This window comes from Kribbella sp. NPDC006257 (assembly GCF_040613535.1).
Taxonomy (GTDB): domain Bacteria; phylum Actinomycetota; class Actinomycetes; order Propionibacteriales; family Kribbellaceae; genus Kribbella.
Genome location: NZ_JBEXSJ010000022.1, coordinates 68,151 through 85,592, shown reverse-complemented (window position 1 = coordinate 85,592; position 17,442 = coordinate 68,151). Strand labels below are relative to the sequence as shown.

At 66.9% G+C, this 17,442-nt stretch carries 15 protein-coding genes; 9 read left to right on the top strand and 6 right to left on the bottom strand.

Annotation, left to right across the window (positions count from 1 at the left end; translation table 11 throughout):
* Positions 1 to 57 precede the first annotated feature (57 nt).
* The 4 genes from ABZ004_RS25355 to ABZ004_RS25340 all read left to right on the top strand — a co-directional run bounded on the left by ABZ004_RS25355 (position 58) and on the right by ABZ004_RS25340 (position 3,102).
* On the top strand, positions 58 to 906 hold the full coding sequence (locus ABZ004_RS25355; RefSeq protein ID WP_355683386.1) for an ROK family protein: 849 nt from the start codon (positions 58 to 60) through the stop codon (positions 904 to 906).
* 185 nt (positions 907 to 1,091) lie between these two features.
* A complete protein-coding gene (locus tag ABZ004_RS25350) occupies positions 1,092 to 1,787 on the top strand; it encodes a pentapeptide repeat-containing protein (protein WP_355683384.1) in 696 nt (231 codons plus the stop codon).
* Between the two features lie 57 nt (positions 1,788 to 1,844).
* A complete protein-coding gene (locus ABZ004_RS25345) occupies positions 1,845 to 2,372 on the top strand; it encodes a SigE family RNA polymerase sigma factor (RefSeq protein ID WP_355683383.1) in 528 nt (175 codons plus the stop codon).
* A gap of 1 nt (position 2,373) precedes the next feature.
* On the top strand, positions 2,374 to 3,102 hold the full coding sequence (locus tag ABZ004_RS25340) for a hypothetical protein (protein WP_355683381.1): 729 nt from the start codon (positions 2,374 to 2,376) through the stop codon (positions 3,100 to 3,102).
* Between the two features lie 45 nt (positions 3,103 to 3,147).
* Here ABZ004_RS25340 and ABZ004_RS25335 read toward each other — a convergent pair whose 3' ends face one another.
* Positions 3,148 to 6,744, bottom strand: coding sequence for a discoidin domain-containing protein (locus ABZ004_RS25335; RefSeq protein WP_355683379.1), 3,597 nt, complete (start codon positions 6,742 to 6,744; stop codon positions 3,148 to 3,150).
* Positions 6,745 to 6,901: 157 nt separating this feature from the next.
* Here ABZ004_RS25335 and ABZ004_RS25330 point away from each other — a divergent pair, with 157 nt between their 5' ends.
* The 3 genes from ABZ004_RS25330 to ABZ004_RS25320 are packed head-to-tail and all read left to right on the top strand — an operon-like array spanning position 6,902 to position 9,329.
* Positions 6,902 to 7,747: a glycoside hydrolase family 16 protein gene (locus ABZ004_RS25330; protein WP_355683377.1), complete on the top strand. Its 846-nt coding sequence runs from the start codon at positions 6,902 to 6,904 to the stop codon at positions 7,745 to 7,747.
* 15 nt (positions 7,748 to 7,762) lie between these two features.
* The gene (locus ABZ004_RS25325; protein ID WP_355683376.1) at positions 7,763 to 8,485 is read left to right on the top strand and encodes a GntR family transcriptional regulator; all 723 of its coding nucleotides are present in this window, start codon (positions 7,763 to 7,765) and stop codon (positions 8,483 to 8,485) included.
* A 10-nt stretch (positions 8,486 to 8,495) separates the two neighbouring features.
* Positions 8,496 to 9,329, top strand: coding sequence for an alpha/beta hydrolase (locus ABZ004_RS25320; protein ID WP_355683374.1), 834 nt, complete (start codon positions 8,496 to 8,498; stop codon positions 9,327 to 9,329).
* Positions 9,330 to 9,395: 66 nt separating this feature from the next.
* On the opposite strand, the gene ABZ004_RS25315 is transcribed toward ABZ004_RS25320, so the two are convergent.
* The 5 genes from ABZ004_RS25315 to ABZ004_RS25295 all read right to left on the bottom strand — a co-directional run bounded on the left by ABZ004_RS25315 (position 9,396) and on the right by ABZ004_RS25295 (position 15,233).
* Positions 9,396 to 10,382: a LuxR C-terminal-related transcriptional regulator gene (locus tag ABZ004_RS25315; RefSeq protein ID WP_355683372.1), complete on the bottom strand. Its 987-nt coding sequence runs from the start codon at positions 10,380 to 10,382 to the stop codon at positions 9,396 to 9,398.
* A 69-nt stretch (positions 10,383 to 10,451) separates the two neighbouring features.
* The gene (locus ABZ004_RS25310) at positions 10,452 to 11,318 is read right to left on the bottom strand and encodes a DUF3800 domain-containing protein (RefSeq protein ID WP_355683371.1); all 867 of its coding nucleotides are present in this window, start codon (positions 11,316 to 11,318) and stop codon (positions 10,452 to 10,454) included.
* Positions 11,319 to 11,726: 408 nt separating this feature from the next.
* Positions 11,727 to 12,494 carry a class I SAM-dependent methyltransferase gene (locus tag ABZ004_RS25305; protein ID WP_355683369.1) on the bottom strand — a complete coding sequence of 256 codons (768 nt, stop codon included), beginning with the start codon at positions 12,492 to 12,494 and terminating at the stop codon, positions 11,727 to 11,729.
* Between the two features lie 7 nt (positions 12,495 to 12,501).
* Positions 12,502 to 14,862, bottom strand: coding sequence for an excinuclease ABC subunit UvrA (locus ABZ004_RS25300; protein WP_355683367.1), 2,361 nt, complete (start codon positions 14,860 to 14,862; stop codon positions 12,502 to 12,504).
* A gap of 32 nt (positions 14,863 to 14,894) precedes the next feature.
* Positions 14,895 to 15,233 (bottom strand): VOC family protein, encoded by a 339-nt coding sequence (locus tag ABZ004_RS25295; protein ID WP_355683366.1) that lies wholly within the window; start codon positions 15,231 to 15,233, stop codon positions 14,895 to 14,897.
* 198 nt (positions 15,234 to 15,431) lie between these two features.
* On the opposite strand from ABZ004_RS25295, the gene ABZ004_RS25290 reads away from it, so the two are divergent.
* Both ABZ004_RS25290 and ABZ004_RS25285 read left to right on the top strand, forming a co-directional pair.
* A complete protein-coding gene (locus ABZ004_RS25290) occupies positions 15,432 to 16,367 on the top strand; it encodes a LysR family transcriptional regulator (protein ID WP_355683364.1) in 936 nt (311 codons plus the stop codon).
* 163 nt (positions 16,368 to 16,530) lie between these two features.
* On the top strand, positions 16,531 to 17,430 hold the full coding sequence (locus ABZ004_RS25285) for an NAD(P)-dependent oxidoreductase (RefSeq protein ID WP_355683362.1): 900 nt from the start codon (positions 16,531 to 16,533) through the stop codon (positions 17,428 to 17,430).
* Positions 17,431 to 17,442: the final 12 nt, after the last annotated feature.

Below are 17,442 nucleotides of genomic sequence, written 5' to 3'. Positions count from 1 at the left end.
CCACCAGTTTGCCCGAGGCATGCAACCGGCCACGGGCCGGTCAGGGATGATGGGCGGATGGCTGAGAAGGATGTTGTGGCGGTGCTGGAGGTCGGGGGCAGTCACGTGACGGCGGCCTCGGTGCGGCCGGACGACTGGGCGGTCGAGGTGGTGCAGCGGGCGGACCTGGACTCGAAAGGGTCGGCCGCCGCGATCGTCGACGCGTTGAGCGCTGCCGCCCGGCAGTTGCCGTTGGCAAATGGCTTGGTGGTGGCGTTGCCGGGGCCGTTCGACTACGAGAACGGGATCGCCCACTACCAGCTGGACAAGTTCGCCGCGCTCTACGGGCAGGATCTCGGCCGGAGTCTGCGCGAGGCGCTCGGCATCGAGCGCGTGGTGTTCCTGAACGACGCTGAGGCGTTCTCGGTCGGCGAGTGGACCGCCGGCGAACTCCGCGGCGAGGACCGCTGTGTCGGCGTCACCATTGGGACCGGGATCGGCTCGGGCTTCCTCGACGACGGGCGGGTCGTGCGGACCGGCGACAGCGTCCCTCCCGGCGGCGAGCTCTACCGCACGGAGTTCCGGGGCAGGCCGTTGGAGGACTGGATCTCGGCGCGGGCGATCCTCCGCCGGTACGACGAGCGCTCGGGCGAACTCCCCGAAGGCTGGGGCGTGAAGGAGGTCGCCGAGCACGCCCGCAGCGGGGACGAGATCGCGAAGACGGTGCTCCTGGAGAGCTTCGGCGTACTGACCGAGGCGGTGGCAGGCTGGCTGAGGCGGTTCGGCGCGAGCCGCGTAGTACTGGGTGGCTCGATTTCGGGGGCGTTCGACGTGGTCGAGTCGGTCTTCCCGTTCCCCACGAGCGCGACGGCCGACACGGAGCACTCCGCGATCCTCGGGGCTGCTGCTCATTTCCTGCGTTCTTAAGACGAAGTTCTGCGTTCTTAAGGCGAAGTAAGGATGCCGGAGGTGATCTTGTCGCCACCGTCCGTAGCTCGGACAGTGGCGGCGTCTTCCCCAAGGGCAGCCCGACCAGCCAACTCCTCTACACCGCGGCCGTCTTCGCGGTCGGCTTCCTGATGCGCCGTCTTGTGGATGACTAGTCTGGTCTGATGGCTGCTCGTAAACCTGCTGTTCGGATCGCCACGCCTCGTCTTCGGGGGCAGCTCGATGTCTATGAGGTCGGGCCGGACGGGGTGGAGGACGAGGACCGGCTGACCGACGTCACCCTCGACGAGCAGGATCTGAGCGAGCTCGTCGCGAAGCATGTCGAGATCAGCGGCGCCCGGCTGAACCGCTGCAACCTCGGTGGATCCGACCTGGAGAAGCTCAACCTGGTCGACGTCGTGCTCGACCACTGCGACCTCGCCAACGCCCGCTGGTCCGACGCCGCCGGGACCCGCCTCGCGGTGACGTCGTCCCGCCTCACCGGATTCGCCGGGCCCGGGATGACGCTGCAGCATGTGGCGGTGCGCGACTCGGTGCTCGATTTCAGTTCGTTCCGGTTCGCGAAGTTCACCAAGGTCGAGTTCACCGACTGCCGCCTGCAGAACGCCGACTTCGTCTCCGCCGACCTGACCGGCACCGTCTTCCGCCGCTGCGACCTCACCGCCGTCGAGTTCTCCCAGTCCCGGGCCGTCGGCGCCGTCTTCGTCGACTGTCGCTGGGAAGGCACCAAGGGCATCGCCAGCCTGGCCGGCGCCCAGATCGCCAACACCTCGCCGATCGACACCCTCGCCGTCACCGTCGCGATGGCCTCCGCCCTGGACATCACCCTCACCGACCCGGCCGACCACCCGGAGGAATGATGCAACCGATCCGGCCACCGTCGCGTTCATAGCGCAACAAGGCGAAGGGGCGGCTGGATGAAGAGCAGCTTGGAGAACGAGTACGTCGAGTTCGTCACCCACCACGCGGACCGGCTCTGCCGTACGGCGTACCTGTTGTGTGGTGACTGGCGCCGGGCCGAGGACGCGACCCAGGAGGCGTTGCTGCGGCTCTACCGGGTCTGGCCGAGGATCCAGCGCAAAGGCGAGATCCGCGGGTATGCCAGGAAGGCGGTGGTCTCGGCCACCCTTGACGGTCTCCGTCTGCGATCGAGCCGCGAGGTTGTCGGCGGCGACAGCTACTTCAGCACCGAGGCCGATCCAGCGGATCCGGTCGGGCAGGTCGAGAGCCGATTGGTGATCACCGACGCCCTCACGCAACTGCCACCCCGGCAGCGGGCATGCGTAGTACTCCGGTACTTCGACCAGCTCTCCGTCGAGGAGACCGCCGACGTACTCGGCTGTCGTCCCGGCACGGTCAAGAGCCAGACGAAACACGCGCTCGACAAGCTCCGCAGCCGGCTCGCCTTGTCAGACATCCACGACCTCACCGCACTCGGAGGCTGACATGACCCAAGATCTCAAACCACTCCTGGATCGGGCGACGGACCGCCCGACGCCTTACGTCCCGGACGTCGATCACCTCCTCACCATCGGGCGACGCCGTACCCGCGTCCGGCACCTCACCGGCGCCCTGGCCACCGTCGCGGCCGTCGGCGCCGTCGCCACCGCCGGCACCTTCGCTTTCCAGCAAGCCCCCGAATCCGCCGCCCCGGCCTCCTCGCTGATCGTCGAGAACCCCGATCCCGGCAAGGGCAAGATGAGATGTGGAGTGGTCGGCAGCGCGCAGTCACTCGAAGCAGCAGCCCGGTGGGCGGTTGTGGTGTCGACCACGGACGCTCAAGGGAGCAGTTCCGTCCGTCGGGCACCGGACGGACGCATCGCGTACTGCACAGCGGTACGCCCCGACCACAAGTCCGTCCTGATCCTGGGCGGCGGCGCTCCCCCCAAGCTGAGCCCGTACTGGATGATCGACGCGGCATGCACCGACGACGGCGGCACCAAGTGCCCTAGCTCAACCGTCTCCTTCGGTCCCCTCCCGCCAAGAGCAACCCGGATCACGGTCAAAACCGTGGGCAACCCACCTGGCGACGCAACCGTCCACGACGGCTACTTCGTCTACCGGCACCGAACTCCCGCCCTCGATCGAGCCAAACCAACGGCCTCCGCCCGCTTCGTCCCCCCCATCGTCAAGGCCTACGACGCCACCGGCCACGAGGTCCCGATCCCGAAGTGACAAGCGAACAGGGTGCGCCGCAGCGGGCGCACCCTGTCAGGTCGCTCAGTGGTTGTAGGGGTCGACCAGGAGTTTGAGGGTGGTGGGGGTTGGGGCTCCGGGGCCGGGGGTGGCGGTGATGGTGCGGGATTCGCCGGGGAGGAGCCAGAAGTAGTTGTCGGAGTAGGTGGTGGGGAGGACTCGGTTGTTGTTCGAGTCGCGGAGGGAGAGGCGGATCATCGCGGCGACTGTGGGGCCGTCGTTGCGGATGGTCGCGGTGAGTTTGGTCTTGGTGGTGGTGGACTTCATGGTCAGGCGCGCTCGCGCGAGGCTGTTGATCTGCTGGACATCCGTGGCCTCGCGGTAGCGCCAGTAGGTGTTCTCCGAAAGGAGGTTGCCTTGGGCATCGGTGTACTTCAAGCGGAGCAGGTGGAGTGCCGGGAGGTCGGTGCTGAAGGCAACGGCGAAGCCGTCGATCTTGTTCGACGCGGTGACGCCGAGCGGTTGGCTCTGCGTCGTACCGAGGCGTTTTCCATTGAGATCGAAGAGGTCGGCGGTGACTGTGCCGTTCACCGGGGTGTTGGTGTGGTTGACGACGGCAACCTTCCAGGTGTTCTGGTTGGCCTGGACGTGGATCGGTTCGCAGCCCTTGCGGGCGCCGTAGTACGTGCCGTTGACGTCGAGGTCGTAGTCGTAGGTCTGCCAGACCGTGCTGTGCCAGGCGGGGTGTGACATCCAGAGCAGCAGCGCCGACGCGTCCGCCCAGAGATTCGCGTTCCAGGCTTCGAACATCGCCCGCATGTTCTCGTAGTTCACGAACTGCGCCTTGCGGGTGAACTCCTCCAGCCCGCCGGACGAACCCAGCCGGTCGTCGATCGCTCCGAGGTAGGTCTCGGGGTGCTGGTTGCCGTGCGTCGACCAGTCGTGGTGGTACCACGGCGTACCGATCGGCCAGCCCGGGTCGTCCGCACCGACCAGGTTCCGCATCGATTCGACGACCGGGATGGTCGGCATCCCGATCTCGGTGTGGAAGCCGAAGTTGAACGTGTCGTAGGTGTTCTTGTCGAAGTACTTGACCGGATCGACCCAGTAGTAAGGACCATGCCCGGAGACGAAGCCGGCTGCGGAGTCCGGCAGGTAGAGGATCTCGTCGTCCTCCTCGGCGACCGCCGACGCGATGGCGGCGTGGATCGACGGCGGCGGGTGCTCCTCGTTGGCGCCACACCAGATCACGATGCTCGGGTGGGTCCGGTAGCGCACGATGGTGTCGCGCGCGATCTCGCCGTACCCGGGCAGGTTGTCGGAGAACTCGCCCGCCTCCCAGAAGTCGTTCCAGACCAGGATGCCGTTCTCGTCGCAAGCCTGGAAGAACTCCTCCCGGGTGCTCGATCCGATCCAGTTCCGGATCATCGTGAAGTTCATGTCCCGGTGCATGCCGATCACCGCGCGCATCTTCTCCGGCGGCATCCGGCGCAGCAGCTCGTCCCAGCCCCAGTTGCCGCCGCGGCAGAACACCCGCACCCCGTTGACGCTGATCTTCAACGGCACCGGAGCATTGCTGACCGCCTGCACATCGGTCCATTGATCACCGTCAGCAGAGACCTGTACGACGAAGTCCAGCGCGTACGCCGTCTCCCAGACGAGCACGACCTGGTCGAACGACTTCGCCTCGCCGAGATCGACCTGGATCCACTGGTTGTCGCTGTACTGCGAGGACCACCGCGTCCCGGGGTTGCCGTCGATCGCATTGGAGGCCGGATTGCCGTCGTCGGACGAGGCGGTCGCCGTACCGGGTCGGGCCAGGTCGACGTCCGGCGCGGCCTTGTCCTTCACCGACAGGGTCCAGAGCGAATCGCCCCAGCCCGTCGCACGCCGGCCGCACTGGATCCGGACGAATTTGGCCGTCTGCTTGGCGAAATCGACCGTCTGGGTGGCGCTGTTCGTCGCCGGATCGATCGCGATCGGGATGTCGTAGCTGTAGCCGAACTCGCGGATCCCGAAGGTCGTCGTACGGCTGTCGCTGGTCTTCCCGCCGATCGCCGCCGTCGCCGTCAGCTGGTGCAGATCGGGAGCGCCGTACCCGTTCGGCCACCAGAGCTTCGGGTTGTCGACGGTCACCACATCGAACGCGACCTGCGCGGTCTCTCCGGCTTCGATCGTGACGGTCTTCGCCAAGACGTTGCTGTCGAACGAAGCCTTCACCACAACGGTCCGGTCGGACGTCGCCACGTTCTTCACCGGAATCGTGATCGCGACGGTTGCCTTGTTGATGCTCGGGACCTTGGTGACCACCCGGGCGTCGCCGACCACGGCCTCGCCGGTCGACCTCAGCCGGACGTGGTTCCAGATGCCGGCGGCACGATCCCGTACTGCGGGCATCCAGTCCCACCCGGAGGCCGCGAGCAACGTGGGCGAATCCTGGTAGAGCTTGCCGGACTGGACGAACGCCTGCCCCGCATCCCCTTTGTCACCAGCACTTCCGGGATGCGGCATCGGCGTGATCTTCACCGCCACCGCGTTCGTCGCCCGCAGCGCCACCACCCCCTCGCCTTCCTTCCCTCCCTTTATGCTTTGCCCCTGCAGGGCATCAGTGATGTCGAAGGCGGCCCGGGCGAACGGGTGCTTCAGCGTTCCAACCTGTACGCCGTTGACCCAAGCGTCAGCCTGGTGGTTGATGCCGTCGAACTCGAGCCAGATTCGCCGGCCCGGGCTGGTGTCCAAGCCCTTGGGGAGATCGAAGGCACGGCGGTACCACCAGGCGTGCCGGCTGAGCGCCTCGGGGATCTCGAGGTTGTTCATCCCATCGACCGGGTCGGGGAAATGGCCTTGCTCCACCAGGGATCCGAGCACCGTACCGGGGACGGTGGCCGGCAGCCACCCCGACGTATCGGTGGCCGGTTGGGACAGAGCCGCGCCATCCGGCGTACCGGCGAAGTCGTCGAGGGTGAGGGTCCAGCCGTCTTCGACCGGGACCGTGCCATCGGATGCCAGTTCGAGGGTGGGCGGCGTGGTGTGGTGGGTGCCCCACGAGGTCCAGCCGGTCGCGGGCGGACGGCTGCCGCTGCTGGCACCGAAGACCTGGAAGCCGTTCAGGCCGAGGGCGTTGGCGTTGGCCTGTTTCGTGGCGGTCAGGCGGACGTACCTGGCGGTCGTGGGAGTCGGGAGCGCGATGTCGACCACGCCGCCCGGGCTGTTGGTCGCCTGGTGAACCGTGCGCCACGTCGTACCGTCGATGGACGCGTCGACGCGGAAGTTGAGCGGGGAGCTGGAGAGAACCTCGGTGCCGACCGTTTGGCCGTACGGGTTGCCGCCGGAGAAGTCGAACGCCGGGTCGGTGGCCTTCGCTTCGAAGGTCAGCCTGAGCCCGTCGACCCGGCACTTGGCCTGCAGGTCGACGGTGATCCACTGCGGATCGGTACTCCCGGCGCGCCAGCCGGATCCCCGCACGCCGGGCACCGGCAGGTTGTCGACCACGAACTGCGGCGGCGTCGCGGCATACGCGGTCGAGGAAGCGGTCACCGGCCGGTACAACGCCAGGTCAGTGGCCGCAGCCTCGACCTTGGCCGAGGCCTCGGCGGGCAGCGTCGTACTGAGGGTGAATCCGGCCAGCAACCCACCAGTGGTCGCCAGAAAGGTCCTGCGGGACGGATGCTCGGACGTCACGTGCACACTCCTTGGGCGGAGGAATAATTCATAAAAACTAACCTTCACGCCTCGAGCGACTTTCTTCAACCCCTCAAGTAACCCTTATAATTGACCACTTCTTGTCCAGTGTGTCATCGTCGTCGGCAACCCGCCCCGCGAGCCACTGGAGATTGTGATGCGACGAATCCGCTTGACGGCCGTCCTGATCGCTGCCGCCATCACCTCATCGGCACTGACCGCCAACGGCTACGAGAAGCCCGAACGCACCGCCCTGGCCATCACGTGGCAGGACGAGTTCAACGACCCGACCGGCACCAAGCCCAGCGCGGGCAAATGGAACTACGACCTCGGCGGCGAGCCGAACTGGGGCAACGAGGAGTGGCAGTACTACACCAACCGCAAGGAGAACGTCTCGACCGACGGTGCCGGCAACCTGGTGATCAGCGCTCGCAAGGAGAAGCTGCCCGGGATGGAGAACTGCCAGTTCGGCACCTGTGACATCACCTCCGGCCGGATCACCACGAAGGACAAGTTCGACCAGGCGTACGGCCGGTTCGAGGCGCGGATCAAGATTCCGGGCGGCCAGGGGTTGTGGCCGGCGTTCTGGATGATGGGCAACAACATCGACGACGTCGACTGGCCGGGCAACGGCGAGGTCGACATCATGGAGGTCGTCGGCAACGAGCCGAGCACCCTCTACGGCACCCTGCACGGTCCGGGCTACAGCGGCGACGAAGGTCCCGGTGGCCAGACCTCGGCGCCGGCCGGCCAGAAGTGGGCCGACGCGTTCCACACCTACCGGGTGGACTGGGCACCGAACGAGGTCAAGTGGCTGGTCGACGGCCGGCAGTTCCTCCGGATCACCCCGGCCAACATCCCCGCGGGCAAGAAGTGGGTCTTCGACCACCCCTTCTACCTCCTGCTCAACCTCGCTGTCGGCGGCGTCTGGCCCGGTCCGCCGAACTCCTCGACCCGGTTCCCGGCGAAGATGCTGATCGACTACGTTCGCGTCTACGGCTAAAGGGTTGGAGCGCGGTTGACAGTCAGTCTGCGGAAGCGCGATCGCGCCCGGGAGCACCTGATCGGGTTGATCGAGGCCCGCGCGGTCGGCCAGGCGATCCCGTCGGAGCGGCAACTCGCCGCCGAGCTCGGGATCTCCCGGCCGACCCTGCGCGCGGTCGTCGACGAACTGGTCCGGGACGGCTGGCTGACCCGCGAGCACGGCCGGGGCATGTTCGTCGGTGCGCCGAAGGTCGACCAGCGGATCGCCGGCGGCCAGGCCAGCCAGGGTGCCGCTTATCCGCCGGCGGCCGGCACCTGGACCAGTCAGGTCCTGAACCACGCTGTGATTCCGGCCGATACCGCGATCGGCAGCCGGCTGCGCATCGAGACCGGGACCCCCGTACTACGGATCGCGCGCCGTCGCCTCGTCGACGGCGAACCGATCGCCGTCGAGACCATCCACGTCCTGGACGAGCTCATCCACGGCCTGGAGATGAGGGCCGTCGAGAGCAACTCCTTCTATGCCCTACTCAGAGACCGGTACGACGTGTTCCCCACGGACGCCGAACAGATCCACGAGGCTGCCGCAGCGGACAGCACCGAAGCCGGCCTCCTCGAGATACCGGCAGGCTCTCCGCTCCTCATCCTCGAACGACTGACCCGCGACCAGCACGGCCGCCTCTTCGAGTACACCCGAGCCGCCTACCGAGCCGACCGCTACCGTGTCACCACGCATCTCTCCCTCGGCAACACGTAAGGAGTAGGTCGTGGCGGCGATCCTGCATGACGGCACCAGCATCGACTTCGAGGTGCACGGACCGGCCGGCGCACCCGCGCTGCTGCTGCCGGTCGACCCCGCGCCCGCCGTCGAAGGACCGGCGACCGACCAACTCCGGGCCTGGGGCGCCGATCCAGCGCTGGGTCACTCACTGACCAAGGGGTTCGGCGAGCACTTCCGGGTTGTTGCCTTCGACTATGAGGCGCAGCTCCAGGCATACCCGAAGCCGACCACCCTCACCCCGGACAACCTGGCCGCCGACTTCCTCGCCATCGCCGACGCCGCCGGAGTACAGACCTTTGCGTACTACGGTTACAGCTGGCTCGGCCTCGCCGGCCTTCAGCTGGCTATCCGCACGGATCGGCTGACCGCGTTGGTGATGGGTGGTTTCCCACCTTTGGACGGTCCGTACGAGGCGATGCTCCAGGTCACCGAAGCGACGCACGAGATGGCAGGCATCCCGGCCTCGGAGACGCCGGTCGAGCCTGGCGACTGGGATTCGACAGAGGTTGCCATGAGCAAGGAACAGACGCAGCAGTTCGTCACTCTCTATCAGAACCTGCGCTACTTCGACGATCACACTGCCGACGTCCGGTGCCCACGACTGTGCATCGTGGGCAGTTCCGACAACATCCAGTACGGCGACCGCTGGCGCAACGCCTACGTCAGCATCGGCGGGGCCGTCGAGAGGAACCGGTCGAGGCTCCAGGAGCTCGGCTGGGCGGTTCACCTGCTCCCAGGGCTGGATCACATGCAGGCCATGCACGCCGACAAGATCCTCCCGGTCGCAGAGCCTTGGCTGCGGGAGCAACTCGGAGTCTGAGAGCCACGGCGTACCGGGTCAGGCGGGTCGCGTACGGCGTACGGGCTGTCGCGTATGGCGTACTGGCTAGCGGGCCAGGTATTTGCGGATGTCGTCGGCGACCTGGGCGCGGGTCGTCATCTGGTACTTCTTCAGGATCGCGCTGAGGTGGGTCTTCACCGTGTTCAGGCTGATCCCGAGCTCCGCGGCCAGCTGATCGTTGTCCAGCCCCTCGACCAGCAGCACCGCAACCCCCTGCTGGGCCTTGGTGAGATTGGCATACCGTTGCTCAGGCCCCAGATCCGTCTCGAGCATCATCTCGACCAGCTCGGACTGGATCTGCTCGGCGGACTGGACCAGCCGGGTCAGATACTCCTGCACGACAGGGCCCGCGGCCTCCGGTTGCGCCATCGCCTCGCCCGCGATCTCCCGTAACGACCCGATCCGGTGCGCCAGGTACTCCACGACGTGATCGCTGGTGAGCAGGTTCGGTGCGTCGTCGCCCGCGGGCAACCGGCGAAGGGCGTCGCGGTCCTCGACCTCGCGGGTCAGCACCCGGGCCACCACTCCACAGAGCCATTCGAACGCGCGGACGACGTTGTCGTCGTAGACGTCCGGCTCGTAGCTGTGGATCGAGATCATGCCGAACAACTGGCCGTCGCCGGTCGGAGCCGGCCGGAAGAGTGGCACCGTTACCACATCGGCCGACGACCGTTTCGAGTCCCCGAACATATGGCCGGCCTGCAGGACGACGCCGTTGTCGTAGGCGTAGCGGTAGGTCTGGCGATGCCTGAGCAGCCAGGCGGTCTGACCGCTCGGCCCGAAGTTGTGGGTGTCCGGCTCCTCGTACTTGCCCGAGTCGTAGCCGTACGGATACCGCACCCGGCTGGTGCCCTGCAGGAACCCGACATAGAAGGTGTCCACGCGGGCGATCTTGCCGGCCACCGCGCGGACATAGTTGTAGAGGTTGTAGTGGTCGCCCCGGTAGAGCGCCTCGATCTTGTGATAAGCCTCGCGCAGGATGATGGCAGTCTCGGCATCCACCCGCAGCGGAGCCGGTTTGTCTGCATCCACGGTCGCGGACCCCCTTCAGCTCCAGTCTGAACTATGCCTAGGTCATGTTCCGTTGCCAAGTATCTGGCCTCAGGGGGTGAGACGGCTGCGGCTCTCGTGGTCGGACCAGGTGGAGAGCGGGTCGACGTACGGGCGGAGCAGGGTGGTGAGTTCGGCGTCGTCGGTGCCCTTGAGCTGGTCCGAGGCGATCTTGCGGGCGACGCCGGCGAGGAAGTCGGCGACCTGGACGCGCGGGTGGGAGAAGGAGTCGACGAGTTCGAGCTCTTCCAGGTTGCTGAGTTGCTTGAGCTGGGCGATCCGGTCCGGTGACAGGGTGGTCTGGCGATCGTGGGAGATGAGGACCCGGCCGTCGCCCCAGAGCTGGGTCGCGCGGATGATGGCGGGGAGCAACGGGTCCAGGGGTGGGAGCGGATCCTCGAGCAAGGCGGCGCGCGCCTGGTCGGCGTACGGGGGTCTGAGGGTCTCGAGGCCGTCGAGGTTCAGATTTGCGACAGCCTGGTCGAACGACTCGATCGGGGCGACGGCTTCTTTGGTGCGGAGGAGGGTGTTGGCGGCGGCGAGGAAGGCGTCCCACTCAGGTCCTCCGGCGCTGGCGCCGGCGGCGTACAGGGTGTTGGCGGTCTCTCTTTGCCCGACTAGTCGCGAGATCAGGAAGAAGGTCTTGTCGACCAGCTGCACGTGGGCCTGGCCGAGCAACGGGCCTGACGGTCCGAGCAACCAGATGAGCACCGGGCGATGCTTGGACCGCAGTACATGATTGGCCTTGTACTCCGTGGCAGGCGACCTGATCCGCTCCCGCAACTCCTTGATACAGCGAGCCGCGCTCTCCTCGTCGAGCCGGACAGCAGCGTGCGCGAACACATCCGTCACGCCACCGATCAGCTTCTCCCCCTCATACCCGGACTCGTCACAGGCGATCTCGACGGGGGCCTCCACCCGTCGACTCTCTCACCGATCGAGGGTTACCGCATGCGGATCGCGGGTCCACGGAGAACGGCGGTCGCGGGTGATGCGGGACTCTTTCCACCTATCGGGCTCACCACCAGATTGAGCCCGTTCTACTGGATTCGTCTCTCTGCCGTCCGAGGCGCCCTCCCAGGACCTCGTACGGACTACATCACCCACGACCGCTCTCCGGACGCCCAGTTTGTCGATCCCCTGTCCACCGATCCCGCGCCCCCACGCGATCGGTTTCCCCCCGACATACCCCCCGGCGTCCCCTCTAGAATCCCACCGGTCGCCCACCGTGACTATCGCCCACCGCATGACATTGAACGCTCACCCACCTCACCCCAGGGATGAGAGTTATCGAGGTACGCAGCCCCTGCCCACCCCGTCAAACTCTTACCGTCCGTGATCCTCCGCGGATTCGCAGATGCAGAGTTGGAGCGAGGCATCCCCGGCAAAGGGCCGGCCGGACCAGTCGCCGAAGCGCTCGACGAGCCGGAGGCCGCCGAGTGAGACGAGCAGCGGCAGCTCCTGCGGGAAGATGCTTCTGATCGCGAGCGGTGCGGCGACGAAGTCGGGCTCGGAGTCGGTCGAGAAGTACCAGGTCCCGCGGGTGACCTGGGCGGACGCGTCATAGATCTCGGCGACATCGACGCTGACGTTGCCACGGTCAGGGTCGGTGAACGACAACGATTCCCTGGTACGCCGTACGCCGTCGGCTTCGGCAAGGAGACGCACGCTCGGGTTGAAGACGTCGAAGACGAACCGGCCGCCAGGGGCGAGGTGTCTGCGAACCGACCGGAAGCAGCTCACCAGGTCCTCAGTCTCCTGCAGATGCAGCAGGGAGTTGGCGGTGATGAACACGAAGTCGAAGATGCGACCCAGATCGAAGTCCCGCATGTCGCCCTGCGACCACTCCACCGCGACACCACGCTCGTCCGCCTTACGCCGAGCTTCAACCAGCATCTCCGACGAGAAGTCCACGCCGACGCACGGATGCCCGTCGGCCGCGATCGGGATCAGCTTGTGCCCGGTACCGCACCCGAGCTCCAAGACACTTCCACCTTGCCGGTCGGCCTCGGCCCGGTAGAAGTCGACCGCCGGCCCGCCGCCCGGAAACATCAGGTCGTACAGCCTCGCGTGCGAGTAGAACTCCTCACTCATCATCCCTTTAGCGGGTGAGGTACTTCGCCAGGTGTTCGCCGGTGAGCGTGGTGCCGTCGGCGACCAGGTCCGCCGGGGTGCCTTCGAACACGATGCGGCCGCCATCGTGACCGGCGCCGGGACCCAGGTCGATGATCCAGTCGGCGTGCGCCATCACTGCCTGGTGGTGCTCGATGACGATCACCGACTTGCCGGAGTCGACCAGCCGGTCGAGCAGGCCGAGCAGGTTCTCGACGTCGGCCAGGTGCAGACCGGTCGTCGGCTCGTCGAGGATGTAGACGCCACCCTTCTCGCCCAGGTGCGTGGCCAGCTTGATCCGCTGCCGCTCACCACCGGACAACGTGGTCAGCGGCTGCCCGAGCGTCAGGTAACCGAGCCCGACATCGGCAAGCCGGTCGAGGATCTTGTGCGCCGCCGGCAGCTTCGCCTCGCCGTCCTCGAAGAACATCTCCGCCTCGGCGACCGGCATCGTCAGCACCTCGTGGATGTTCTTGCCGCCGAACTTGTACTCCAGCACCGATGCCTGGAACCGCTTGCCCTCGCACACCTCGCAAGGAGCCGCCACACCGGCCATGATCCCGAGATCGGTGTAGATCACCCCGGCACCGTTGCAGTTCGGGCAGGCACCCTCGGAGTTGGCGCTGAACAGCGCCGGCTTCACGCCGTTCTCCTTCGCGAACGCCTTCCGGATCGGCTCCAGAAGCCCCGTGTACGTCGCCGGGTTGCTCCGCCGCGAGCCGCGAATCGCACCCTGGTCGACCGACACCACCCCGTCGCGCCCAGACACCGAGCCGCGGATCAGCGAGCTCTTCCCCGACCCGGCAACACCGGTGACGACGGTCAGGATCCCCAACGGAATGTCGACGTCGACGTCCTGCAGGTTGTGCGTGTTCGCGCCGCGGACTTCCAGTACGCCGGACGCCGTACGAACCTTGTCCTTCAGAGCGGCCCGGTCGTCCAGATGCCGCCCGGTGATGGTGTTGCTCTTCCGCAGCCCCGCGAAGGAGCCCTCGTAGACAACCTCCCCGCCTTTGCTACCGGCTTCGGGTCCGAGGTCGACGACGTGGTCGCCGATCGCGATCGTCTCCGGCTTGTGCTCCACCACCAGCACCGTGTTGCCCTTGTCGCGCAGGCGGAGCAGCAACTCGTTCATCCGCTGGATGTCGTGCGGATGCAGCCCGATCGTGGGCTCGTCGAACACATACGTGACGTCGGTGAGCGACGATCCGAGGTGCCGGATCATCTTGGTCCGCTGGGCTTCACCACCCGACAGCGTGCCGGCCGGCCGCTCGAGGCTCAGATAGCCGAGCCCGATGTCGACGAACGAGTCGAGCGCCTCGCCGAGTGCCTCGAGCAAGGGCGCCACCGACGGCTCCTTCAACTTCCGGACCCACTCGGCCAGGTCGCTGATCTGCATCGCGCACAGATCGGCGATGTTGAGCCCGTTGATCTTCGACGATCGCGCTTCCGCGCTGAGCCGGGTGCCGTTGCACTCCGGGCAGGTGGTGAAGGTGACGGCCCGCTCCACGAAGGCGCGGATGTGCGGCTGCAGCGAGTCGACGTCCTTGGAGAGCATCGACTTCTGAAGCCTCGGCACCAGGCCCTCGTAGGTGAGGTTGATGCCGTCGACCTTGATCTTCGTCGGCGGCTTGTAGAGCAGGTCGTCGAGCTGCCGCTTGGTGAACTTCTTGATCGGCTTGTCCATCGGGAAGAACCCGGAACCGCCGAAGATCCGGCCGTACCAGCCGTCCATGCTGTAGCCCGGGATCTTCAGCGCGCCGTCGCTGAGCGACAACGTCTCGTCGTACAGCTGGGTGAGGTCGATGTCGTTGACCGCGCCGCGGCCCTCACAGCGCGAGCACATCCCGCCGAGGATGCTGAAGCTCCGCCGCTCCTTGGTGGTCCGGCCGCCGCTCTCGATGGTGACCGCGCCGGCGCCCGAGATCGAGGCGACGTTGAACGAGAACGCCTGCGGCGAACCGATGTGCGGCTTGCCGAGCCGGCTGAACAGGATCCGCAGCATCGCGTTCGCGTCCGTCGCCGTACCGACCGTCGAGCGCGGGTCGGCCCCCATCCGCTCCTGGTCGACGATGATCGCGGTGGTCAGACCTTCGAGGACGTCGACGTCGGGCCGGGCCAGGGTCGGCATGAACCCCTGCACGAAGGTGCTGTACGTCTCGTTGATCATCCGCTGCGACTCGGCCGCGATCGTGCTGAAGACCAGCGAGCTCTTGCCCGAGCCCGAGACCCCGGTGAACACCGTCAGCCGGCGCTTCGGGATCTCGATGCTGACGTCCTTCAGATTGTTCACCCGCGCCCCGTGCACGCGAATCAGATCGTGGCTGTCGGCAACATGCGACTTACTCATCGTCTCCCCATCTGTGGTGCGGCCCGGCGATCCTAATCCTGCAGCAAGCCGAGGACATTCCCGTCCGGATCGGTGAAAGTCGCCACCTGTCGTGTCCCGCCGACCTTCTTCGGCGCTTCCTTGACCGTCCCGCCCGCCGCGGTCACCTCGGCCAGCTTGGCCTCGATGTCGGCGACATGCCAGTACGACACCGGCCCCGCCTCGCTGCTCCCGGGCACCAGGCCGATGTGCTGCCCCTCGACGTCGTACCCCACGTAGTACTCCGAATCCGCCGTCGGCTCGGCCCCCAGCAACGCGGTGTAAACCGCCTTGGCCTTCTCCAGATCCGCCACCGGATGCAACACCGTCTTGATTCCTTCGGTCCCGCTCATCACAAACTCCTTCAGGTAGTAACTCTCAACACCCATCACGCTATCCGCGGTCCTACCACCCCTGCTTCTCGATTCCTGATCACTTCCAAGGTCTTCGCCGAGCTACTCGACGGTTGATCCGGTGATCGCTCATACTCGGTGTTCAGGCAGGCTGAGCGATTGTTCGCCGTGGTTGAACACCAAAAGATGAGGGGTGCTGTGGAGCGTCAGGAGATCGAGACGTTCCTCGTCCTGTGCGAAGAGCTGCATTTCGGCCGCACCGCCAAGCGTCTCCGGATCTCGCCGGCCCGCGTCACCCAGCTCGTCCAGAAGATCGAGCGCCGGATCGGCGCCGCCCTGTTCGAGCGGAACACCCGCGGCGTGACGCTCACCGACCTGGGCCGGCAGTTCCAGCGGGAGCTCGCCCCTGCCCACCAGGCCGTCGAGCAGATCGTCCAGCGAACCATCCAGGCGGCCAAGGGGATCGACGGCGAGCTGCGACTGGGCTTCCTCGGTACGGCGAACGGGCGGCACCTGGTCGAGCTCGCGCGACAGTTCGAAGCGCGCCGGTCCGGCTCCACCGTGCGTCTGGTGCTCGAGGCGGAGGTCGGCGATCACCTGCGGCCGCTGCGGGAGGACCGAGCCGACATCCTCGCCGTACCGCTGCCGGTCCGTGAGGACGGAGTCGTCGTCGGCCCGGTGGTCCTGCGCGAGTGTCTGCTGATGGCCGTCCCCGAAGGGCATCCGATCGCGCTCCGGGGTCACGCAACGCTGGAGGATCTCGCCGACAACCCGGTCGTCGTCGCCGCAGGTGACCCGGAGTCGTACTGGATCGACTACTTCATGCCGCGCCGAACGCCGTCGGGACGGCCGATCGAGCGCACGCATCTCGTCGAGAGCTTGCAGGCGGGGGTTGCGTTGGTCATGGCCGGCCAGGGCATCGGGGTGATCCTCGCGCAGTTCGCGCAGTACAACCAGCATCCTGGGATCGCCTACACGCCGATCGAGAACGGGCCGCCCGTCGCGTCCGCGCTGATCTGGCGCGCCGACCGCGAGACCGAGCTCATCCGCGAGTTCGTCCGGCTCGCCGAGGCCCACGGCCCGGTCATCCTCGACTGGCCCGCCGCCGAGGAGGTCCGCAGACCGACCGGGTAATGCGGACCTGCGAAACAATCCTTGACCCCCGCTGAATGCCGGACCGGCACTCACGCGGATCTTCAGCCGTGCTGAACAGGCGTTGAGCACATCGCCGTTGTCGCTGTATCTCCAGGGACTCCACAGTGGACCAGCCATCCACTGTTCCCAAGGAGTCACATCGATGAGAGTTCTTCTGGCCGGCGCTACCGGCGCCATCGGAACCCCGCTCACCCGAGCGCTCCTCGAGTCCGGGCACGAGGTCGTCGCCCTGACCCGCCGCCGCGGCGGTGCACCACCCGGCACCGTCGAACTGGTCGGCGACGCGCTCGATCGCGACGGCCTGCTGGCGACCGTCCGAGGCCTGGCAGCCGACGCGGTCATTCACCAGCTCACCGCACTGAAGAAGGCGCCGCTGCGGCATCGGGACCTGGCCCCGACCAACCGCCTCCGCATCGAGGGCACCGCGAACCTCCTCGCCGCCGCCCGAGCCCTGGGCGCCCGGCGCTTCCTCACCCAGTCGAACCTCTACGGCTACGGCTACGGGAATCTCGGCGAACACGTCCACACCGAGAAGGACCCGTTCGGGCAGGGCGGGTACGGGCGTTTCGACCAGCACATCGCCGCCATGCGGTCCACCGAACAGCAGGCTTTCACTGCCGACGGCATCGACGGCATCGCCTTGCGGTACGGCGCCTTCTACGGCGCCCGGGGCGACCACCTCATCGAAATGCTCAAGCAGGGGAAGCTGCCGGTCCTCCCAGGCGGCCCCACCTCCTTCATCCACGTCGAGGATGCCGCCGCCGCGACGGTCGCCGCCCTCGAGCACGGCCGAGGCGGCGAGGCGTACAACATCGTCGACGACGAGCCCGCCCCTTGGCGCGACCTCTTCCGCACCGCCGCCGCGCACCTCGGTGCCCCGCCACCGAAGTCGCTGCCCGGCTGGATACTCCGGCCGAGCCCACTCCTGTACGCCGTCATGACCGGCTCCTACCGCCTGTCCAACGCCAAGGCCAAGGCCGAACTCGGCTGGACGCCGGCCCGGCCGACGTACCGCGAGGGCATCAGCGCGATTCGCGTCTGAGATCCCATCCCC

Excerpts from the sequence above, each read along its gene's own strand:
- ABZ004_RS25355 (WP_355683386.1), top strand. The coding sequence starts at position 58 with ATGGCTGAGAAGGATGTTGTGGCGGTGCTGGAGGTCGGGGGCAGTCAC.
- ABZ004_RS25350 (WP_355683384.1), top strand. The coding sequence starts at position 1,092 with ATGGCTGCTCGTAAACCTGCTGTTCGGATCGCCACGCCTCGTCTTCGG.
- ABZ004_RS25345 (WP_355683383.1), top strand. The coding sequence starts at position 1,845 with ATGAAGAGCAGCTTGGAGAACGAGTACGTCGAGTTCGTCACCCACCAC.
- ABZ004_RS25340 (WP_355683381.1), top strand. The coding sequence starts at position 2,374 with ATGACCCAAGATCTCAAACCACTCCTGGATCGGGCGACGGACCGCCCG.
- ABZ004_RS25330 (WP_355683377.1), top strand. The coding sequence starts at position 6,902 with ATGCGACGAATCCGCTTGACGGCCGTCCTGATCGCTGCCGCCATCACC.
- ABZ004_RS25305 (WP_355683369.1), bottom strand. The coding sequence starts at position 12,494 with ATGAGTGAGGAGTTCTACTCGCACGCGAGGCTGTACGACCTGATGTTT.
- ABZ004_RS25300 (WP_355683367.1), bottom strand. The coding sequence starts at position 14,862 with ATGAGTAAGTCGCATGTTGCCGACAGCCACGATCTGATTCGCGTGCAC.
- ABZ004_RS25295 (WP_355683366.1), bottom strand. The coding sequence starts at position 15,233 with ATGAGCGGGACCGAAGGAATCAAGACGGTGTTGCATCCGGTGGCGGAT.
- ABZ004_RS25285 (WP_355683362.1), top strand. The coding sequence starts at position 16,531 with ATGAGAGTTCTTCTGGCCGGCGCTACCGGCGCCATCGGAACCCCGCTC.